The 17,406-nt window shown below is 72.0% G+C and carries 15 protein-coding genes; 7 read left to right on the forward strand and 8 right to left on the reverse strand.

From position 1 onward, the window contains the following. Window positions 1-28: 28 nt before the first annotated feature. The 3 genes from ABD810_RS21875 to ABD810_RS21885 form a co-directional block, all read right to left on the reverse strand. Window positions 29-775, reverse strand: coding sequence for a diguanylate cyclase (locus tag ABD810_RS21875; RefSeq protein WP_344943312.1), 747 nt, complete (start codon window positions 773-775; stop codon window positions 29-31). 270 nt (window positions 776-1,045) lie between these two features. Continuing rightward, entirely contained in the window at window positions 1,046-1,861 is an 816-nt protein-coding gene (locus ABD810_RS21880) for an SDR family NAD(P)-dependent oxidoreductase (protein ID WP_344943315.1), read from the reverse strand. An 11-nt stretch (window positions 1,862-1,872) separates the two neighbouring features. After that, the gene (locus ABD810_RS21885) at window positions 1,873-2,325 is read right to left on the reverse strand and encodes a MarR family winged helix-turn-helix transcriptional regulator (protein WP_344943318.1); all 453 of its coding nucleotides are present in this window, start codon (window positions 2,323-2,325) and stop codon (window positions 1,873-1,875) included. A gap of 121 nt (window positions 2,326-2,446) precedes the next feature. Here ABD810_RS21885 and ABD810_RS21890 point away from each other — a divergent pair, with 121 nt between their 5' ends. From ABD810_RS21890 to ABD810_RS21905, 4 genes are all read left to right on the forward strand, one after another. Next, window positions 2,447-5,710: an efflux RND transporter permease subunit gene (locus ABD810_RS21890; protein ID WP_344943321.1), complete on the forward strand. Its 3,264-nt coding sequence runs from the start codon at window positions 2,447-2,449 to the stop codon at window positions 5,708-5,710. 212 nt (window positions 5,711-5,922) lie between these two features. Then, on the forward strand, window positions 5,923-7,353 hold the full coding sequence (gene purB / locus ABD810_RS21895; RefSeq protein WP_344943324.1) for an adenylosuccinate lyase: 1,431 nt from the start codon (window positions 5,923-5,925) through the stop codon (window positions 7,351-7,353). Then, the gene (locus ABD810_RS21900) at window positions 7,350-8,081 is read left to right on the forward strand and encodes a GNAT family N-acetyltransferase (protein WP_344943327.1); all 732 of its coding nucleotides are present in this window, start codon (window positions 7,350-7,352) and stop codon (window positions 8,079-8,081) included. The genes purB and ABD810_RS21900 overlap by 4 nt, the downstream gene beginning before the upstream one ends. A 192-nt stretch (window positions 8,082-8,273) precedes the next feature. Beyond that, a complete protein-coding gene (locus ABD810_RS21905) occupies window positions 8,274-9,254 on the forward strand; it encodes a DUF4037 domain-containing protein (protein ID WP_344943330.1) in 981 nt (326 codons plus the stop codon). 707 nt (window positions 9,255-9,961) lie between these two features. Here ABD810_RS21905 and ABD810_RS21910 read toward each other — a convergent pair. Both ABD810_RS21910 and map read right to left on the reverse strand, forming a co-directional pair. Continuing rightward, window positions 9,962-10,939, reverse strand: a complete 978-nt coding sequence (locus tag ABD810_RS21910; RefSeq protein WP_344943333.1) for an aldo/keto reductase — start codon at window positions 10,937-10,939, stop codon at window positions 9,962-9,964. Between the two features lie 82 nt (window positions 10,940-11,021). Next, complete coding sequence (gene map, locus ABD810_RS21915; RefSeq protein ID WP_344943336.1) at window positions 11,022-11,789, reverse strand: type I methionyl aminopeptidase; 768 nt, start codon at window positions 11,787-11,789, stop codon at window positions 11,022-11,024. Window positions 11,790-11,844: 55 nt separating this feature from the next. Here map and ABD810_RS21920 point away from each other — a divergent pair, with 55 nt between their 5' ends. After that, window positions 11,845-12,123 carry a helix-turn-helix domain-containing protein gene (locus tag ABD810_RS21920; RefSeq protein ID WP_344943339.1) on the forward strand — a complete coding sequence of 93 codons (279 nt, stop codon included), beginning with the start codon at window positions 11,845-11,847 and terminating at the stop codon, window positions 12,121-12,123. A gap of 58 nt (window positions 12,124-12,181) precedes the next feature. Here the strand turns inward: ABD810_RS21920 and ABD810_RS21925 are convergent, their stop codons facing one another. Continuing rightward, window positions 12,182-13,180 carry a LacI family DNA-binding transcriptional regulator gene (locus tag ABD810_RS21925; protein WP_344943341.1) on the reverse strand — a complete coding sequence of 333 codons (999 nt, stop codon included), beginning with the start codon at window positions 13,178-13,180 and terminating at the stop codon, window positions 12,182-12,184. Between the two features lie 137 nt (window positions 13,181-13,317). Here ABD810_RS21925 and ABD810_RS21930 point away from each other — a divergent pair, with 137 nt between their 5' ends. Next, window positions 13,318-14,133: an SDR family NAD(P)-dependent oxidoreductase gene (locus ABD810_RS21930; protein WP_344943344.1), complete on the forward strand. Its 816-nt coding sequence runs from the start codon at window positions 13,318-13,320 to the stop codon at window positions 14,131-14,133. Window positions 14,134-14,238: 105 nt separating this feature from the next. Continuing rightward, on the forward strand, window positions 14,239-15,951 hold the full coding sequence (locus ABD810_RS21935) for a glycoside hydrolase family 13 protein (protein ID WP_344943347.1): 1,713 nt from the start codon (window positions 14,239-14,241) through the stop codon (window positions 15,949-15,951). A 50-nt stretch (window positions 15,952-16,001) separates the two neighbouring features. Here ABD810_RS21935 and ABD810_RS21940 read toward each other — a convergent pair whose 3' ends face one another. Then, a complete protein-coding gene (locus tag ABD810_RS21940; protein WP_344943350.1) occupies window positions 16,002-16,367 on the reverse strand; it encodes an STAS domain-containing protein in 366 nt (121 codons plus the stop codon). A gap of 381 nt (window positions 16,368-16,748) precedes the next feature. Further along, window positions 16,749-17,105, reverse strand: a complete 357-nt coding sequence (locus tag ABD810_RS21945) for an ATP-binding protein (RefSeq protein WP_344943353.1) — start codon at window positions 17,103-17,105, stop codon at window positions 16,749-16,751. Window positions 17,106-17,406 lie beyond the last annotated feature (301 nt).

Genomic DNA, 17,406 nt, shown 5'->3' on the forward strand with positions numbered 1-17,406 from the left:
CCGGGCACGAGGGAGCCGAGCTGGAGGCCTACCCCGCCCGGCCGCTCGGCGACGCCCAGCCCTCGGCGGCGAGGGGGCGTCCCTCCTCTTCGACGCGGAGGCTCTCGGTCGGCGGCAGGGCGCGCTTCGGGCGGGGGTGGAGATGAGGATCGACCCGGACACAGCGCCGCAGCTCGTCGGCGTAGGGGATGACGCCGCAGACCCCGATGGCGGCGAGCAGCAGGGCGCGGCGGGCCAGCGAGAGGGGGTGGCGCTTCGGCCGCAGCCTGAGGTCCGGTCGCTCGCGGACCCCGTTCAGCAGCTTGCGCGCCTGGTCCCAGAACATGACGGTCAGGAAGGAGGCCGTCATGACCGGGACCGCTTCCAGGAAGCTGTGGACGTGCTGCTCAGCGGGGGTGACCCGGCGCCGCTCCTCGGCGTAGGACATGTCCCACAGGGCGGTACTCTCGTGCGCGATCACCGCGCCGTAAGCGGTCGCCAGGGCCCCGGCGTTGATCTCGCAGAACGTCCCCAATAGGACCGGGACGCTTGCCTCGGCGAGCATCAGGCCGTGGAGGACGGACTCTCGGGTGCCTGCGGTGGTCTCGATGTTGGTGCGACGGTGATGGTGCCAGTCCAGCAGCCCGGCGCCCAGCCACAGGGGCACCACCACCCCGAGCATGAAGCGGCCGGTGACCTCGTCGATGCTCGGGGCGCGTTTGGCGCCGCGAATGACATCGGCCGCCCCTTTGGGCAGGTGGCGCAGGACACGTCTGTTACCGGAAAGCGGGCGCATGATGCGATTCCCCCCAACTGTCTCCGTAACGGACATTTTGCCCTTGGCGAGGGCCCCTAACCGGATCCCCGCCCGGCTGTCGGAAGCCGCTGTTCTTCGAAGCCGGCAGCGTGATCGACGATCACCGGGAAAGGTTCAGTGATCTACTTTGTAAAGGCGCCCGCTTGTGTGTCCCGACAACCGAACGAAGACCCGCCCCGTCACCGAGCGAAGAGCGCACCCCGACCGCGTCACCGAAGAGCAGGACCCGCGAACCCAAGCCGACCTCCGTCAGTGGACGGAGAAGCCGCCGTCCACGAACATCGTCTGGCCGGTGATGTAGGCCGCCGCGTCCCCGGCGAGCAGGACGGCCGCGCCGGCGAAGTCGGCGGGCAGGCCGTTGCGGCCGGTCATGGAACGGGCGGCCAGGGCCTCGACCCGCCCGGGAATGGCCTGTGCCGGAGCCGTCAGCGGGGTGAGCACGAATCCCGGTATGACGGTGTTGCTGCACACCCCCTGCCGTGACCAGGCCTCGGCCTGCGAGCGGCTGAGCCCGGCGATCGCGGCCTTGCTGACGCCGTAGGCGCCGCTGTCGCCGAACGCGCTGATCGACTGCTGGGAGCCGACGTTGATGATGCGGCCCCACCCTCGCGCGGCCATCCGCGGGCCGAAATGCCGGCCCAGCATGTACGGGGCGGTGATGTTGACCCGCATCGTGAGGTCGTAGTCGGTGGCGGTGAGCTCGCCCATGGGGCGGCGGATGTTGTTGCCGGCGGCGTTGACGAGGATGTCGATCTCGCCGAAGAACGTCGCGGCCTGGTCGCACACGCGCTGGACGGCCCCGGCGTCACCGAGGTCGGCGCTGATCGAGGCGGCCCGCACCCCGTGGTCGCTCAGGCGCTTGACGGTGCCGGCAAGCTCCCGCTCCCTGCGCGCGACGACGACGATGGCCGCTCCGGCACGGCCGATCGCCTCGGCCATGGCGTACCCGATGCCGGAGCTGCCGCCGGTGACCAGGGCTGTGCGGCCCGACAGGGAGAAGAGCCGTTCCAGATAGGCGTTCGGGGCCGGTCGAACCTGATCGGGCGCGTCGTGCGGGAGATGCATGAGCCCAGAAGTTAGCACCAGGTGCCGTACAGCTCGGCGGCGGCCGCCCGGAGCTTCTGCATGACGTCTTCCAGCTGGCGCAGCGTGTCCAGGTCGAGGCGGTCGAGCAGGACGCGGTAGCTGGCCAGGCCCGCGTCGGCGAGCTCTTCGGTCATGCGGCGCCCGGCGTCGGAGAGCTCGACCCTGCGGATGCGGCGGTCGCTGGGGTCCTCGCGGCGGGTGACCAGCCCCTGGGCGACCAGCCGGTCGACGATGCCGGTGACGGTGCCGAGACCCGTGCCGAGGGTGTGGGCGAGCTCCTGGCCGGACACCGAGCCACGGCTGGCGAGAATGAGCGCGACCTTGAGCTGCTGCATGGTCAGATTGACGGCGAGCAGCGGCATCGAGCGGTCATGCGCGAAGATTCGCCCGAGCGCATGCTGAGCCTCGCCGATCCGAGCGATCAGCTCTTCTCTCTCGTCCACTTTCACCTTTCGCCCGAGCCTGCTCAGGTTAGCAGGAGTTCATGACATGGCTAAATATTCGTATAAGGCGAAGTGTTAGCATTGCCGAAAATCTTCGTCTAATCCCGGAAGGTCCACTTCTATGACCGCTTTGGCCAGGCTGAGCCTCGCCAACCGCAGCCTCGTCATCTTGATCGCGGTTGTGATCAGCGCGTTCGGTGCCTTCGCGATCCCTTCGCTGAAGCAGCAGCTGCTGCCCTCGCTGTCGTTCCCGGGGGCGTTCGTCGTGGCGCCTTACGCCGGAGCCTCTCCCGACATCGTCGAGGAACAGGTCACCAAGCCGATCGAGAGCAGCCTGCAGAGCGTCGCCGGTGTCACCGAGGTGACCTCGACCTCCCGGGAAGGCTCCGCGCAGATCCAGGTCTCGTTCGAGTACGGCACCGACGTGGAGGCCGCGGTAGGCAAGCTGCAGCAGGCGGTCGGCCGGCTCGGCGCCCAGCTTCCGAGCGGCGTGGAGCCGACGGTGATCGCGGGCAACACCGACGACATCCCGGTGATGGTGCTGGCCGTGGGCGACGGCGGTGACCAGCGAGGCATGCTGGACAAGCTCGAGCGCATCGCGGTTCCCGACCTGCAGGGCGTCGCCGGGGTGCGTGAGGTGGCGGTGACCGGTGCGAGTGAGCAGACGGTGGTCATCACGCCCAACCTGCTGAGCATGGCGCTCCACGGGGTGTCGCCGGCGGCGATCCCCGAGCTTCTGCGGGTCAACGGCACGCCGATCCCCGCGGGCACCCTCGTCCAGGACGGCAAGTCGCTGACCGTGCAGATCGGCCGGCGCATCTCCTCCATCGAGGACCTGAGGAACCTGTACCTGACGCCGCAGGCCCCGGCCGCGCAGGCCCAGACGCCGTCGCAGGCGCAGGGCCGGCAGCCCGGGACGGGCCAGGCGCAGGGCGTCACCCCGAGTGCGGCCTCGCGCGGCACCGCCGGCACGCAGCAGGCGGCGCGGGCCGCCGCGCCCAAGCCGGTAAAGCTCGAAGAGGTCGCGACGATCAAGGAGAAGCCCGCCGACGCGACGACGATCACCCGTACGGACGGCAAGGCCAGCCTGGGCATGTCGATCACGATGACGCCCGACGGCAACGCCGTGCAGATCTCCCACGATGTGCGCGACAAGCTCGCCCCCCTGACGCGGACCCTGGGCGACTCCTCGGAGATCACTGTGGTGTTCGACCAGGCGCCCTACGTCGAGCGTTCGATCGAGGACCTGTCCACCGAGGGCCTGCTGGGCCTGGTGTTCGCGGTCATCGTCATCCTGCTGTTCCTGCTCTCGCTGCGCTCCACGCTTGTGACGGCCGTGTCGATCCCGCTGTCGGTGGTGATCGCGCTGATCGCGCTGTGGGTCGGGGACTACTCGCTGAACCTGCTGACGCTGGGCGCGCTCACGATCGCGATCGGGCGGGTGGTCGACGACTCGATCGTCGTACTCGAGAACATCAAGCGGCATCTCGGATACGGCGAGCCCAAGCGCCAGGCGGTGCTGACCGCCGTGCGCGAGGTCAGTGGCGCGGTGACGGCCTCCACGCTCACCACGGTGGCGGTGTTCCTGCCCATCGGCCTCGTGGGTGGGATGATCGGCCAGCTGTTCGCGCCGTTCGCGATCACCGTGACGGTCGCGCTGCTGGCGTCGCTGCTGGTGGCGCTGACGGTGATCCCGGTGCTGGCGTACTGGTTCCTCAAGGCGCCGAAGCTGTCGGAGGAGGAGGCGCGGGCCGTACGGGCGCAGGCGGAGGCCAAGGAACTGCGCAGTCCTCTTCAGCGCATCTACCTCCCGGTGCTGAGGTTCGCGACACGGCGGCGCTTCGTGACGTTGCTCATCGGCTTCGTGGTGTTCGTGGGAACGCTGGCGCTGGCACCCGGGCTGAAGACCAACTTCATCGACTCCTCGGGCAACGACACGATCTCGGTGACCCAGAAGCTGCCGGCCGGCACGGACCTGGCGACCACCGACGCGGCGGCCAAGAAGGTGGAGGCGGTGCTCTCCGCCATCAAGGACATCGATTCGTACCAGGTCAACGTGGGCTCGGGCGGCACGTTCTCCGGTGGCGTCGGAGGCTCGGCCGACCGGGCGTCCTACTCGGTGACGGTCGCGGAGGGCGTGGACACCCCCCTGCTGGAACGCACCCTGCGCGACCGGCTGGCGAGCCTGGGGGACGTGGGCGAGGTGACCGTCGGCGGTCAGGGCGGCGGCGGGTTCGCCTCCGACCGGGCCGAGGTGATCCTTCAGGGACCGGACCTGGCGGCGCTGAAGTCGGGTGCCGACACGGTGCTGGCGGCGATGAAGCAGATCGACGGGCTGCGGGACGTGAGCTCCAACCTGGAGGCCAGCGCGCCCCGCGTCGACGTCAAGGTCGACAGGAGGAAGGCGGCGGCCAAGGGGCTGACCGAGGCCGGGATCGGGCAGATCGTCGCGCAGTCGTTCCGCGGCGCGCCGATCGGCCAGGTCACACTGGACGGCCGGGCGAACGACATCATCCTCCGGGCCGGAGGGGACACCCCCGACGACCTGGCGGCGGTCCGGGCGCTGAAGCTGCCGACCGCGTCGGGCATGGTCAAGCTGTCGAGCGTCGCGGAGGTGCGGCAGGTCGCCGGTCCGACGCAGATCACCCGCAAGGACGGGGACCGCACGGCTTCGGTGTCGGCGGCGGCGACGGCGAGCGACCTGGGCAGCGTGACCGCGAAGCTCACCGAGCGGATGACGTCGCTGACGCTGCCCGCCGGCGTGAGCTACACCATCGGCGGGGTGAGCGCCGACCAGAACGAGGCGTTCGCGCAGCTGGGCCTGGCGATGCTCGCGGCCATCGCGATCGTGTTCATGATCATGGTGGCGACGTTCCGCAGCTTCGTGCAGCCGCTGATCCTGCTGGTGTCGATCCCGTTCGCCGCGACCGGCGCGATCGGGCTGCTCCGGATCACCGACACCCCGCTGGGCGTCCCGGCCCTGATCGGCATGCTCATGCTGATCGGCATCGTGGTCACCAACGCCATCGTGCTGATCGACCTGATCAACCAGTACCGCGAGCAGGGCATGGGCGTGGTCGAGGCGGTGGTCGAGGGCGGCCGGCGCCGTCTGCGGCCGATCCTGATGACGGCCATCGCGACGATCTGCGCGCTGACGCCGATGGCGGTCGGCCTGACCGGGTCGGGCGGGTTCATCTCCCAGCCGCTGGCGATCGTGGTGATCGGCGGGCTGGTGTCCTCGACACTGCTGACCCTGGTGCTGGTGCCGACGCTGTACACCATGGTCGAGCGCACCAAGGACCGCTTCCGCCGTCGTCCCAAGAGGGGCCCCCGGGACCCCGAGGTGAAGGTGTACGACAAGGAGGCGCTGGCCGGCCGGGTGTGACGGTGACGGGCCCTCCGCCGGGACGTGCGCTGAGTGCGGCGGCCCCGGTAGCGGGCCCCGCTGCCGGGACGTGAGCGGGGGTGACGGTGGCGGGCCCTCTGCCGGGACGTGAGCGGGGTATGACGGTGGCCGGTCCTCCGCCGGGACGTGCGGCGGCGCGGCGGTGGGCCCTTTGCCGGGTGGCCGTCGCGGGGCCCATAGACTGAGGCAACGTGACCGCCAAGCCGCGTATCCCCAATGTTCTCGCCGCCCGCTACGCCTCGCCGGAGCTGACCCGCGTGTGGTCGCCCGAGCACAAGGTGGTGGCCGAGCGCCGGTTGTGGCTCGCCGTGCTGAGGGCCCAGGCCGAGCTGGGCGTCGAGGTGCCGCCCCAGGTCGTCGACGACTACGAGGCCGTGGCCGGCAAGGTCGACCTCGATTCCATCGCCGAGCGCGAGCGGCTGACCCGCCACGACGTCAAGGCGCGCATCGAGGAGTTCAACGACCTGGCCGGGCACGAGCACGTGCACAAGGGCATGACCTCGCGCGACCTGACCGAGAACGTCGAGCAGCTGCAGATCCGCGACAGCCTCCTGCTGACCAGGGACCGCTGCGTGGCCCTGCTCGCCCGCCTGGGGGAGCTGGCGGCCGCGAACGACGGCGTGGTGATGGCCGGCAGGTCCCACAACGTCGCCGCGCAGGCCACCACGCTCGGCAAGCGGTTCGCCACGGCGGCCGACGAGCTGCTGGTGGCGTTCGCCCGGCTGGAGGAGCTCATCGCCCGCTACCCGCTGCGGGGGATCAAGGGCCCGATGGGCACCGCGCAGGACATGCTCGACCTGCTCGGCGGCGACCAGGCGAAGCTCGCCGCTCTGGAGGAGCGGGTCGCGCGGCACCTTGACTTCGCGACCGGCCTGACCAGCGTCGGCCAGGTGTACCCCCGGTCGCTGGACTACGAGGTGCTGACGGCCCTGGTGCAGCTGGCGGCGGCGCCGTCCAGCCTGGCCAAGACGATCCGGCTGATGGCCGGGCACGAGCTCGTCACCGAGGGCTTCAAAGAGGGCCAGGTCGGGTCCAGCGCGATGCCGCACAAGATGAACACCCGCTCCTGCGAGCGGGTCAACGGCCTCACCGTGGTCCTGCGCGGGTACGCCTCGATGGCGGGCGAGCTGGCGGGCGACCAGTGGAACGAGGGCGACGTGTCGTGTTCGGTGGTGCGCCGGGTGGCGCTGCCCGACGCGTTCTTCGCCTTCGACGGCCTGGTGGAGACCATGCTGACGGTGCTGGCGGAGTTCGGCGCGTTCCCCGCCGTGATCGCCGCGGAGCTCGACCGCTACCTGCCGTTCCTGGGGACGACCAAGATGCTCATGGCGGCGGTGCGCGGCGGGGTCGGCCGGGAGACGGCACACGAACTGATCAAGGAGCACGCGGTCTCGTCGGCGCTGGCGATGCGCGAGAGCGGCGCGCCCAACCTGCTGCTGGAGCGCCTCGCGGCGGACGAGCGTTTCCCGCTCGACCGGGCCGCCCTGAACGCGCTGCTGGCCGACCCGACGCCTTTCACCGGGGCCGCGGCCGCGCAGGTCGCCGAGGTCGTCTCGCGGGTCCAGGCCGTGGCCGCCCGCTACCCGGAGGCCGCCGCGTACCATCCCGGCGCCATCCTGTGATCCGTGAGCTGACCAGGCTGGACGATCTCGTCGCGGCCTGCGGTGACGACGTGTTCGTCATGTGGGCCGCGCAGGGCATGGCGCCGGGGGTCCGGGTCTTCACCTCGGGCGAGGCGGTAGCGGTCGCCAGCCCAAGTCTGTCGCGCCGCGACCGGCTGGCCGTCGGCGGGCCGCTCGTCGGTGTGGTGCCGCTCGTACGGCACGCCCTGGCCGAGGTGGGACCGTCGTACCGGCCGGTGGGGGAGGAGGCGCTGGTCCGCGGTCTGGCCGAGCGGATCGACCGGTTACGCTTCTCCGCCGCGTTCGACTGGATGGACACCAGCGGCCCCGCCCCCGGCGACCCCGGCAAGGCGGGCTGGCTGAGCGGCGACGACCTCCCGGACGTCACGGCGATGCTCGCCGGCGCCAACCCCGATTCCTACGCGGTGCCCGGTGTTCCCGGGGTACGCCGGTGGGCGGGCGTCCGTACCGACGCGGGCGCCCTCGCCTCGGTGGGCGCCGAAGCGTGGACGGCGCCGGGGGTGGGGTTCATTGCGGGGGTGGCGACGGCCGAACAGGAACGTGGCAGAGGCCATGCCGAGTCGGTCTGCCGGTTCCTGCTCACCACGCTGCTGGCCGAGCAGGGCCGGGTGGCGTTGATGGTCGACTCCTGGAACCGCTCCGCGATCGCCGTGTACGAGCGGCTCGGCATGCGCCGGTGGGGGGTCGCCGCCGCGCACGTGGAGTGACGGGCGCGGACTTGCGGAGCCGGTCGTCGCAGGTCAGGGCCGTCGAGCCCGTGTGGGCGGGCGGTCCGGCGCGAGGGTGCGGGAAAACCAGGTGAAGCGGAACACGCCGCCAGGCACAGTTATTGAGTGATGTCGGATTTCGTTCCTGGTTTCGTCCCTGGTCGTGAGCTATCACGTGCGTTTTATACGGAAGTGGTCCAGCCGCTCATCGGTGAAGTCGCCCACGGCGCCGCGCTGATCGGCCCTGGATCGGAAGTTCTGGCCTTCGACACCGAGAGGTCCGCCGACCATGATTGGGGGCCACGGGTCCTGATCTTCGTCGAGCCGTCGCTGGTCGGCGGGCTGGCGGCCCGCCTGGACGACGGCCTGCCCGAACGGTTCGGGGGATACCCCACCGCGTTCGGGTCCGACCGCAATCCCGTCCACCACGGCGTCGTCGTCGCCGGGTTCGGATCGTGGGCGCGCGCCCGGCTGGGCTTCGACCCGCGCGGCGAGATCACCACCTCCGACTGGCTGGGGGCGTCCTGGCAGCGCCTGGCGGAGGTGACCAGCGGAGAGGTCTTCCACGACGGCCTCGGTGAGCTCGGCAGGGCCCGGGCCAACCTGCGGTGGTACCCTGGCGACGTCTGGCGGTACGTACTGGCGTGCCAGTGGCGGCGTGTCGCCCAGATGGAGTCCTTCCCCGGCCGCTGCGGAGAGGTGGGGGACGACCTCGGATCGGTGGTGGTCACCGCCCGCCTCGTCGAGGACCTCATGCGGTTGTGCCTGCTGATGCGGCGGCGCTACCCGCCGTACGCCAAGTGGCTGGGCAGCGCGTTCGCCCGCATGTCGGGGTCGGCCGAGCTGGGGGAGATGTTCGCATCGGCGCTCTCCGCCCGTGGCTGGCGCGAGCGCGAGGAGCACCTGTGCCGCGCGTACGAGCGGGTCGCGGCCCTGCACAACCGGCTGGCGCTGACCGAGCCGATAGACGGGTCGGTGCGCATGTACTTCGACCGGCCGTTCCGCGTGATCGGCGGCGATCGGTTCGCCGACGCCCTGCTGGCCACGGTGGGCCCGGCGGTGCGCTCGCTGTCACCGGCGGGCTCGATAGACCAGTTCTGCGACAGCACCGACGTGCTCAGCCACTCCGCCCGGTCACACACACTCGCGAGAGCCATCCACGCCCCGGCGTGAGCAGGCCGGGGCGGATCTCACCTTGTCCCCTCAAAAGCAGGTTCAGGGGCGAATGCCACTCTGCGGGGGTCCAGGTTCCGGCACTGGTCCGGGTTCCGGCACCGGTCCAGGTTCCGGCACTGGTCCGGGTTCCGGCACTGGTCCGGGTTCCGGCACCGGTCCAGGTTCCGGCACCGGTCCAGGTTCCGGCACCGGTCCGGGTCCGGGCTTCGGTCCAGGTCGGGGCAGGGGGCCGGGGTCGGGCAGGGGCTCTGGGCCGGGTCGCCGTTCTGAGGGCAGGGGCTGCGGTCCGAGCGGCGGTTCCCGCCGGGGGAGCGGCCGGGGGCCTGGCAGCGGGTCCGGCCCGGGCGGAGGGCCCGGTCCGAGTGGCGGTTCCGGTTCGGGGAGCGGCCGGGGCGTCGGCGGCGGCACCGGTTCGGGCGGCCGCCGGGAGGGTGGCTCGGGCCCGGGATGTGGCTCCGGCTCAGGCTCGGGCAGTGGCTCCGGTCCAGGCAGAGGCCCCGGGCCAGGGCGTGGTCCCGGGCCGGGCGGTGGCTTCGGCCCGGGGTGGGGTTCTGGGCCGGGCGGTGGCTTCGGCCCGGGGTGGGGTTCTGGGCCGGGCGGTGGCTTCGGCCCGGGGTGGGGTTCTGGGCCGGGCGGTGGGTCCGGCCTGGGGAGCGGTTCCGGCTCGGGGAGCGGTTCCGGCTCGGGTTGCGGTTCCACGATGGCTACCAGCGGTGGTGGACCTGGGGGCGGATCAGTTCGTCGTACACACCGGCGACGGCCGCCCGGGTCCCGTCGTCGAGCGGGGGCAGCTCCGCGGCGGCGGCGTTCGCCTTGGCCTGCCGCTCGTTGCGTGCCCCGGGGATCACCACGCTGACGCCGGGCTGGTCGATGATCCAGCGCAGCGCGAACTGGGCCGTCGTCATCCCTTCCGGCACCAGGGGCCTGAGCCGCTCCACGGCCCGAAGGCCGGTGGCGTAGTCGACGCCGGAGAACGTCTCGCCGACGTCGAACGCCTCGCCGTGGCGGTTGAACGCCCGGTGGTCGTCGGGGGCGAAGCTGGTGTGCTCGTCGTAACGGCCCGACAGCAGCCCGCTGGCCAGCGGCACGCGCGCGATGATCCCGACCCCGGCGGTGATGGCGGCGGGAAGGACGCGCTCCAGCGGCTTGAGGCGGAAGGCGTTGAGGATGATCTGCACGGTGGCCACGTTCGGCCGCGCGATGGCGGTCAGGGCCTCCTCGCAGGTCTCCACGCTGACCCCGTAGGCGGCGATCCTGCCCTCCTCGACCATGGTGTCGAGGGCGTCGTAGACGGCGTCGTCGCCGTACACGGAGGTCGGCGGGCAGTGCAGCTGCACCAGGTCGAGGGTGTCGACGCCGAGGTTCTCGCGTGACCGGTCGTTCCAGGCGCGGAAGTTGTCCAGGGTGTAGGCGGAGTGCTCCTGCGGCACGCGGCGGCCCATCTTGGTGGCCACGGTCAGCCCCGGGCGCTCCTTGATCAACCGGCCGACGATCTGCTCGCTGCGGCCGTCGCCGTACACATCGGCGGTGTCGATGAAGGTGACCCCGGCGTCGACGGCGGCGTTCAACGTCGCCAGCGCCTCGTCCTCTCCGACCTCGCCCCAGTCGGCGCCCAGCTGCCACGCGCCGAGGCCTACCGCCCCGACCTGCCTGCCCGTCCTGCCCAATTCACGGTTTTCCACATTCCCGATCGTACGGGCCACGCCGCGACGCTCGGCACACCCACCGGCCCTTGCGGTGACCCGTCGCCGGTCGGCACGGGTCTCACAGCAGGGTGAGGACGCGGGGGCCGTCGTCGGTGACCGCCACGGTGTGCTCGGCGTGCGCGGCCCGGCTGCCGTCGAAGGTGCGCAGTGCCCAGCCGTCGGATGCCACCCGGTAACGGTCGTCGCCGCCCGCCATGAACATCGGCTCGATCGCCAGCACCATGCCGTGCCGCAGCCTCATCCCGCGACCGGGTTTGCCGCGGTTGGGGACGTGCGGGTCCTCGTGCATGTGCCGCCCGATCCCGTGGCCGCCGAAGTCGGTGGGGATGCCCCACCGGCGGTCCTTGCCGATCGTGCCGACGGCGTGGCCGATGTCGCCGATCCGGCCGCCCGGGACCGCCGCCGCGATGCCGGCGCGCAGGGCCCGCTCGGTGGTCTCGATCAGCTCGGCGTCCTCGGGGCGGGCGGGACCGACGGTGAAGCTGATCGCCGAGTCACCGGTCCACCCGTCCAGCCGTGCGCCGCAGTCGATGCTCACCAGGTCGCCGGGGCGAAGCCGGTAACCGTCCGGGATGCCGTGGACGAGCACGTCGTTCACGGACGCGCAGATCACCGCGGGGAACGGCGTCGGCGCGAAGACGGGCTTGTAGTTCAGGAACGGCGCGGTCGCCCCGGCCTCGAAGATCACCGTGCGGGCGACCTCGTCCAGTTCCGTCAAGGTGACCCCGGCGACCGCCCGCTCGCGCACCGCCGCCAGCGCGCGGGCCACCACGCGCCCCGACTCGCGCATGGCACCCAGCTCGCCGTCTGTCTTGATCTCCACCACGGGACACGACCTCCAATTTCTATACCGGTATTACTATCACGCTACTATGGATCCCATGGTGCGCATCCCCTTGACCGGGTCCGAACGCCGACGCGGGGAGCTGCTCGGCTCCCTGCTGCGCGAGGCGCGAGGCGCCCGCAGCATGGCCGAGGTCGCGGCCACCGCGGGGATCTCCGCCGAGACCCTGCGGAAGATCGAGACGGGCAGGATCCCCACGCCCGCCTTCTTCACCGTCTCCGCCTTGGCCGAGGCGCTCGGCATCTCCCTGGACTCCCTGGCCACGATCTGCGCCGACCACGGGACGTCGTACGACCCTGGCAGGCTGGCGGGATGACCGTCCTGGGCGCGTGAGGCCGTACCGGGCGCCGTGAATCCGCGCCCGCCGGCACTGATCAGGTCGTGCGGCGGGGGACCAGCTCCAGGCTCAGGGTCACCTCGCGCGGAGTGCCGGGCGCGTCGAGCAGCCCGAGGAGACGCTCCATGGCCGCGCGGCCGGACTCCTCCAGCGGCTGGCGCACGGTCGTCAGCTCCAGGGCCTCGGCCAGCTCACCGTCGTCGAAGCCGGCCACGGCGAGGTCTGCGGGCACATCGAGGCCGAGCGTGCGCGCCGCCGCCAGCACGCCGGCCGCGAGGGTGTCGTCGCCCGCGAAGACGGCGGTGGGACGGCCGGGCGCCGACAGCAGGTCCGTGGCGGCGGCGATGGCGGGCCGCAGGCCATGACCCGCGAACCGGATGTCGTCCTGGGCCGGCGGGTGACCGGCCTCGGCCAGCGCGGCGCGGTAGCCGGCGAGCCGGCGCTGCGAGGGTGAGACGTACAGGTGGGTGCGCTGCGCCTCGCCGAGGAACGCCAACCGGCGGTGCCCGCGGGCCAGCAGGTGCTCGGCGACGAGACGCCCGCCCTCGGCGTCGTCGGTGTGGACGGAGTCGAAGCCGGGGTGGCGGACGTCGACCAGCACGGTGGGAAGCCGCAGCCCGGTGAGGCGGCCGGCCACGCTCTCGTCCAGCGGCAGGCTGACCACCACGAGCCCGTCCAACCGGCCGGTGACGGGCAGGCTGGCTAGCAGGGGAGCGGAGCTCTGCGCCGCCGACTCCTGGTCGAACAGCACGACCTCGACCGGCCGGCCGCCGACGGCCGCCAGGATGCCGTTGAGGCGGCGGGCCACCGTGGGGTGGGAGGTGTAGGGCGCGATGACGCCCACCCGCCCGACCCCCCGGCGGGCGCGGGCGACCGCGTCGGGCTTGGGGACGAATCCGAGCGAGTCCACGGCGGCGAGCACCTTGCGCCGCGTCCCCGCGCTGACGCGGCCGGGGGAGTTGAGGGCCAGCGACACCGTCGAGATGCTGACGCCCGCCTCGGTGGCGACGTCGTAGATGGTGGCCGGGCTCGGCACGGCGCTCCTCGTGGATCGCGGTCGGGACGTTGATCGGATCATACCGCCGCCGCAGAGAGTATCGAAGTGCTTCGATCGAAGCGGTTGACACAGCTCCGGCCGATCCCGTCTGATGGGAGGGCCGAAGGGAGATGAGCATGATCAGATCGAACGTCGTGACCGGCGGCGGGCGCGGCATCGGCAGAGCGGTGGCCGAGCGGCTCCTGCGCGGAGGTGAGGGCGTGGTGGCGATCGAGCGGGACACCGAGGCCCTGGCCTGGGTGGACGGCCATCCCGCGCGGGGGCGCGTCGCCGCCGTGGCCGGTGACGCCGCCGACGAGGTCGTCGCCGAGCGGGCGGCGGACCGGGCGAGCGCCATCGGCACGCTCAGCGGCTGGGTCAACAACGCCGCCGTCTTCCGGGACGCCTCCCTCCACTCCGCGCCCGTCCAGGTGGTGCTGGACCTCATCGCCGGCAGCCTCGACGCGGCCGTCACCGGGTCCGCCGTCGCCGTCCGCCGGTTCCTCGCGGAGGGGACAGGCGGGGCCATCGTGAACGTCTCCTCGTACCAGGCGCGCCAGGCCGTGCCCGGCTGCCTGCCGTACGTGACGGCCAAGGCCGCCGTGGAGGGGCTGACCCGCGCGCTCGCGGTGGAGTACGGGCCGTACGGCATCCGCGCCAACGCCGCCGCGCCCGGGTCGGTCGCCACCGAGCGCTACCGGGATCTCCTCGACGCGCAGGGACCGGAGGCCTCCGCGCGGACGGAGCAGGAGATGGGCAGGCTGCATCCGCTCGGCAGGGTCGCGCGGCCCGAGGAGGTCGCGGCCGTGGTCGTCCACCTGCTGTCGGCGGAGGCGAGCTTCGTCAACGGCGCCACCGTGCCCGTCGACGGCGGCCGCTCGGTCCTCGCCCGCGACCCCGAGGCCGCACCGGCCCCCATCGCCTCGGCGCCACGCTCACGGCGGACCCGATGAGCGCCGCCGCGGCCTGGCGCGCCGGCCGTCCCCAGAGGCGGAGCGCCTGCCGAACGCACGCGCCGCTCATGGTTGCCGCCGCGATGGCCGGGTGACACCAGAAATATGACTGCAGAGTTCGCGTCCTCCCCCACATCCCCCGCCGGCTGGTGGCGTCACGCGGTGATCTACCAGGTCTACATCCGCAGTTTCGCCGACGGGAACGGCGACGGCGTGGGCGACATCGCCGGCATCCGCTCACGCCTGCCCTACCTGGCCGGCCTCGGCGTCGACGCGATGTGGATCACACCCTGGTACGACTCCCCCATGGCCGACGGCGGGTACGACGTGGCCGACTTCCGCGCGATCGCCCCGCAGCTCGGCACGCTCGCCGAGGCCGAGCTCCTGATCGAGGAGGCCCACGGGCATGGCCTGCGGGTCATCCTGGACATCGTCCCCAACCACACGTCCAACCGGCACCGGTGGTTCGCCGCCGCGCTGGCCGCCGGGCCCGGATCACCCGAGCGGGAACGCTACTGGTTCCGGCCGGGGCGTGGCGCGGACGGGGCCTTACCGCCCAACGACTGGGGCTCGGTCTTCGGCGGCCCGGCCTGGACGCGGGTGACCGGCCCCGGAGGCGTGCCCGAGGAGTGGTACCTCCACCTGTTCGCGCCCGAGCAGCCCGATGTCAACTGGGCCAACGACGACGTGCGCGCCGAGTTCGAGTCGATCCTGCGGTTCTGGTTCGACCGGGGCGTCGACGGGTTCCGCATCGACGTGGCCCACGGGCTGGCCAAGGACCCGCTGCTGCCCGACCTCCTGCCGCCCGGCGCCGCGCCCCGTACCGCGACGACCGTGAAGCCGATCGAGGGCGAGCAGAGCGCCGACCGGAGGGTGGCCGGCCATCCGCACTGGGACCGAGACGAGGTCCACGAGGTGTACCGCGCCTGGCGCCGGGTCGCCGACTCCTACGTGGAGACGCCCGGCGGCGCGCGGATCTTCGTGGCCGAGGCCTGGCGGGTCAGGAACGGCGGGTTGTCGCGGTACCTGCGTCCCGGCGAGCTGAACACCGCGTTCAACTTCGACTTCCTCAAGTGCCCATGGAACGCGGGCGAGCTGCGCCGGACCATCGACGAGCATCTCGCGGAGCTGGAGGAGGTGGGCGCACCCGCCACGTGGGTGCTGTCCAGCCACGACGTGACCCGGCACGTCACCCGGTACGGCGTGGACGGCGATTGGACGCGGTGGCGTCGTGAGCTCGACGGCAACCCGGTCGATCTGGCACTGGGCACCCGGCGGGCGCGGGCGGCGGCGCTGCTCATGCTGGCGCTGCCCGGCGTGGCCTACCTCTACCAGGGCGAGGAGCTCGGGCTCCCCGAGGTGGACGACCTGCCGGCCGAGGCGCTTCAGGACCCCATCTGGGAACGCTCCGGCCACCGGATCCGTGGCAGGGACGGATGCCGCGTGCCCCTTCCCTGGTCGCCTGCCGGGCCGTCGCTGGGGTTCGGCGGCACGAGCCCCTGGCTGCCGCAGCCGCCGCAGTGGCGCGATCTCAGCGCCGAGGTCCAGGCGGCGGACCCCGGCTCGACGCTCGCGCTCTACCGGAAGGCGCTGAGGCTCCGCCGGGCGCGTCTGGGCGGCGAGGGTGGGCCGCTGCGGTGGATGGAGGCGCCCGAGCACGTCCTGGCGTTCGAACGCGGAGCCGCGTTGCGCTGCCTGGTCAACCTCTCGCCCCGGCCGGTGCCGTTGCCGGCCCGCGACGAGCGGCTCCTCACCAGCGGGCCGACGGCGGGCGGCCTGCTGCCGCCTGACACGGCCGCCTGGCTGGCGCCCGGCTAGCGGGCCGTTGACGAGTCACCGGCCGGCGCGGCCCCGGGCGTGATCGTGGGTCAGGAGGCGGAGATGGCGGCGCGGGCCTCGTCGGCGGTGGGGTAGGTGGAGAACGCGCTGGCCAGGCCGGTGAGGCGGAAGATCCTCTCGATGCGCGAGTTGAGACCGGCCAGCGCGACGCTTCCCTTGCGCGCGGCCAGGGCACGGCGCGCGCCGAGGAAGACGCTGATGCCGGTGGAATCGCAGAACGACAGGCCGGTGACGTCGATGACCAGTTGATGGCACTGCTCGGCGTAGGCCTCTTCCAAGGCCCGCTGCAGGTGCGGGGCGCTGCCGTGGTCGAGTTCCCCCGTGAGCACCAGGGTGCGCACTGGAGAAGGGCGGGCAGCGTCGGACCCGGCGTCGACATGCACGGTGAAGTTCATGGATGACCTACTCACGATGCGGCCGCTTGTCTCGGCGGAGGTTGGCGGAGGAGGCAGGGCGCTGATGGCGGAGCACCGCGGCGTCGTGCCGAGCCCGGGTCGAGGCGGTCATCAGGACCGGGCCTGGATGTCGACAACAGTGCTCCACCTCGGTGACGATATGCGAAGCGCGCAGGCCTGCCCACTTCATCAACAATCTTGACCGAATACTCTCCGCTGAATCACCGGCTCGACAGGTGCCGTTCGAGGCGGCGGCCGACCAGGTCACGAGCACCATCAGCGGCGATCGACGCCATCGGGCCGGGCACCGTGGTGCGGCTCGGCCGTCACACTCCGCACAATCGGGGCTCGGCACAGCGTGGCTCGGCCACGCACGTGTGATCAGGCGGGCGCCGGGGCTTCGCTGAGTGCCTGCCGCAGCCGCACCGCCGACCCGTTGGCGTCCCTGGTGATCAGGACCTCGTCGCACAGCTGTCGCATGAGCCAAAGACCCCGGCCGCGCAGAGTCGCCACGCCCGGATTGCCGGCGTCGGCGTGGGCGGGAATGAGCTGCCCGAGGTAGTCACGAACCTCCACCGTGACGAACCGGTCATCCCGGGACGCCTGGATTTCACCCTCGCCATGGGCGTGATCGAGCACGTTCGCGGCGGCCTCGTTGACCGCCAGGACCAGATCCTGCAGGCGGACCCCGGACAGCCCGGCCTGCCCGGCATAGCTGCGTACCAGGCCGCGCAACATACTCAGATCATCGGTGATCGGCCAGTACGCGGACGTATGTCCACTGCCATCCACCGGCACCCTCCCACGCCGCTAGTACAAGACTCCGTCACCGCGATGACCATAATGCCTGCGCGCCATCGGCCACGCCCAGCCACCCCCATCCATCCTCATCCATTGCCGTAGAGGAGCCTTCGTCAGGGGCACCCTTCGAAACCGGTGAGGAAGCGGACTTCGATGCTAGATCGCCCCACGCCACCTCGCGCTGAAGTCTCCGCCGCCGGTGCGGGCACTGTCGCGGCGGCGACGAACGGGACGGATG

The sequence above is a fragment of the Sphaerisporangium flaviroseum genome, from assembly GCF_039537005.1.
Taxonomy (GTDB): domain Bacteria; phylum Actinomycetota; class Actinomycetes; order Streptosporangiales; family Streptosporangiaceae; genus Sphaerisporangium; species Sphaerisporangium flaviroseum.

What these genes read in the sequence shown, in the direction of transcription:
- ABD810_RS21945 (WP_344943353.1), bottom strand. Translation starts at nt 17,105, where the DNA reads ATGTTGCGCGGCCTGGTACGCAGCTATGCCGGGCAGGCCGGGCTGTCC.
- ABD810_RS21875 (WP_344943312.1), bottom strand. Translation starts at nt 775, where the DNA reads ATGCGCCCGCTTTCCGGTAACAGACGTGTCCTGCGCCACCTGCCCAAA.
- ABD810_RS21930 (WP_344943344.1), top strand. Translation starts at nt 13,318, where the DNA reads ATGATCAGATCGAACGTCGTGACCGGCGGCGGGCGCGGCATCGGCAGA.
- ABD810_RS21920 (WP_344943339.1), top strand. Translation starts at nt 11,845, where the DNA reads ATGGTGCGCATCCCCTTGACCGGGTCCGAACGCCGACGCGGGGAGCTG.
- ABD810_RS21935 (WP_344943347.1), top strand. Translation starts at nt 14,239, where the DNA reads ATGACTGCAGAGTTCGCGTCCTCCCCCACATCCCCCGCCGGCTGGTGG.
- ABD810_RS21940 (WP_344943350.1), bottom strand. Translation starts at nt 16,367, where the DNA reads ATGAACTTCACCGTGCATGTCGACGCCGGGTCCGACGCTGCCCGCCCT.
- ABD810_RS21890 (WP_344943321.1), top strand. Translation starts at nt 2,447, where the DNA reads ATGACCGCTTTGGCCAGGCTGAGCCTCGCCAACCGCAGCCTCGTCATC.
- ABD810_RS21880 (WP_344943315.1), bottom strand. Translation starts at nt 1,861, where the DNA reads ATGCATCTCCCGCACGACGCGCCCGATCAGGTTCGACCGGCCCCGAAC.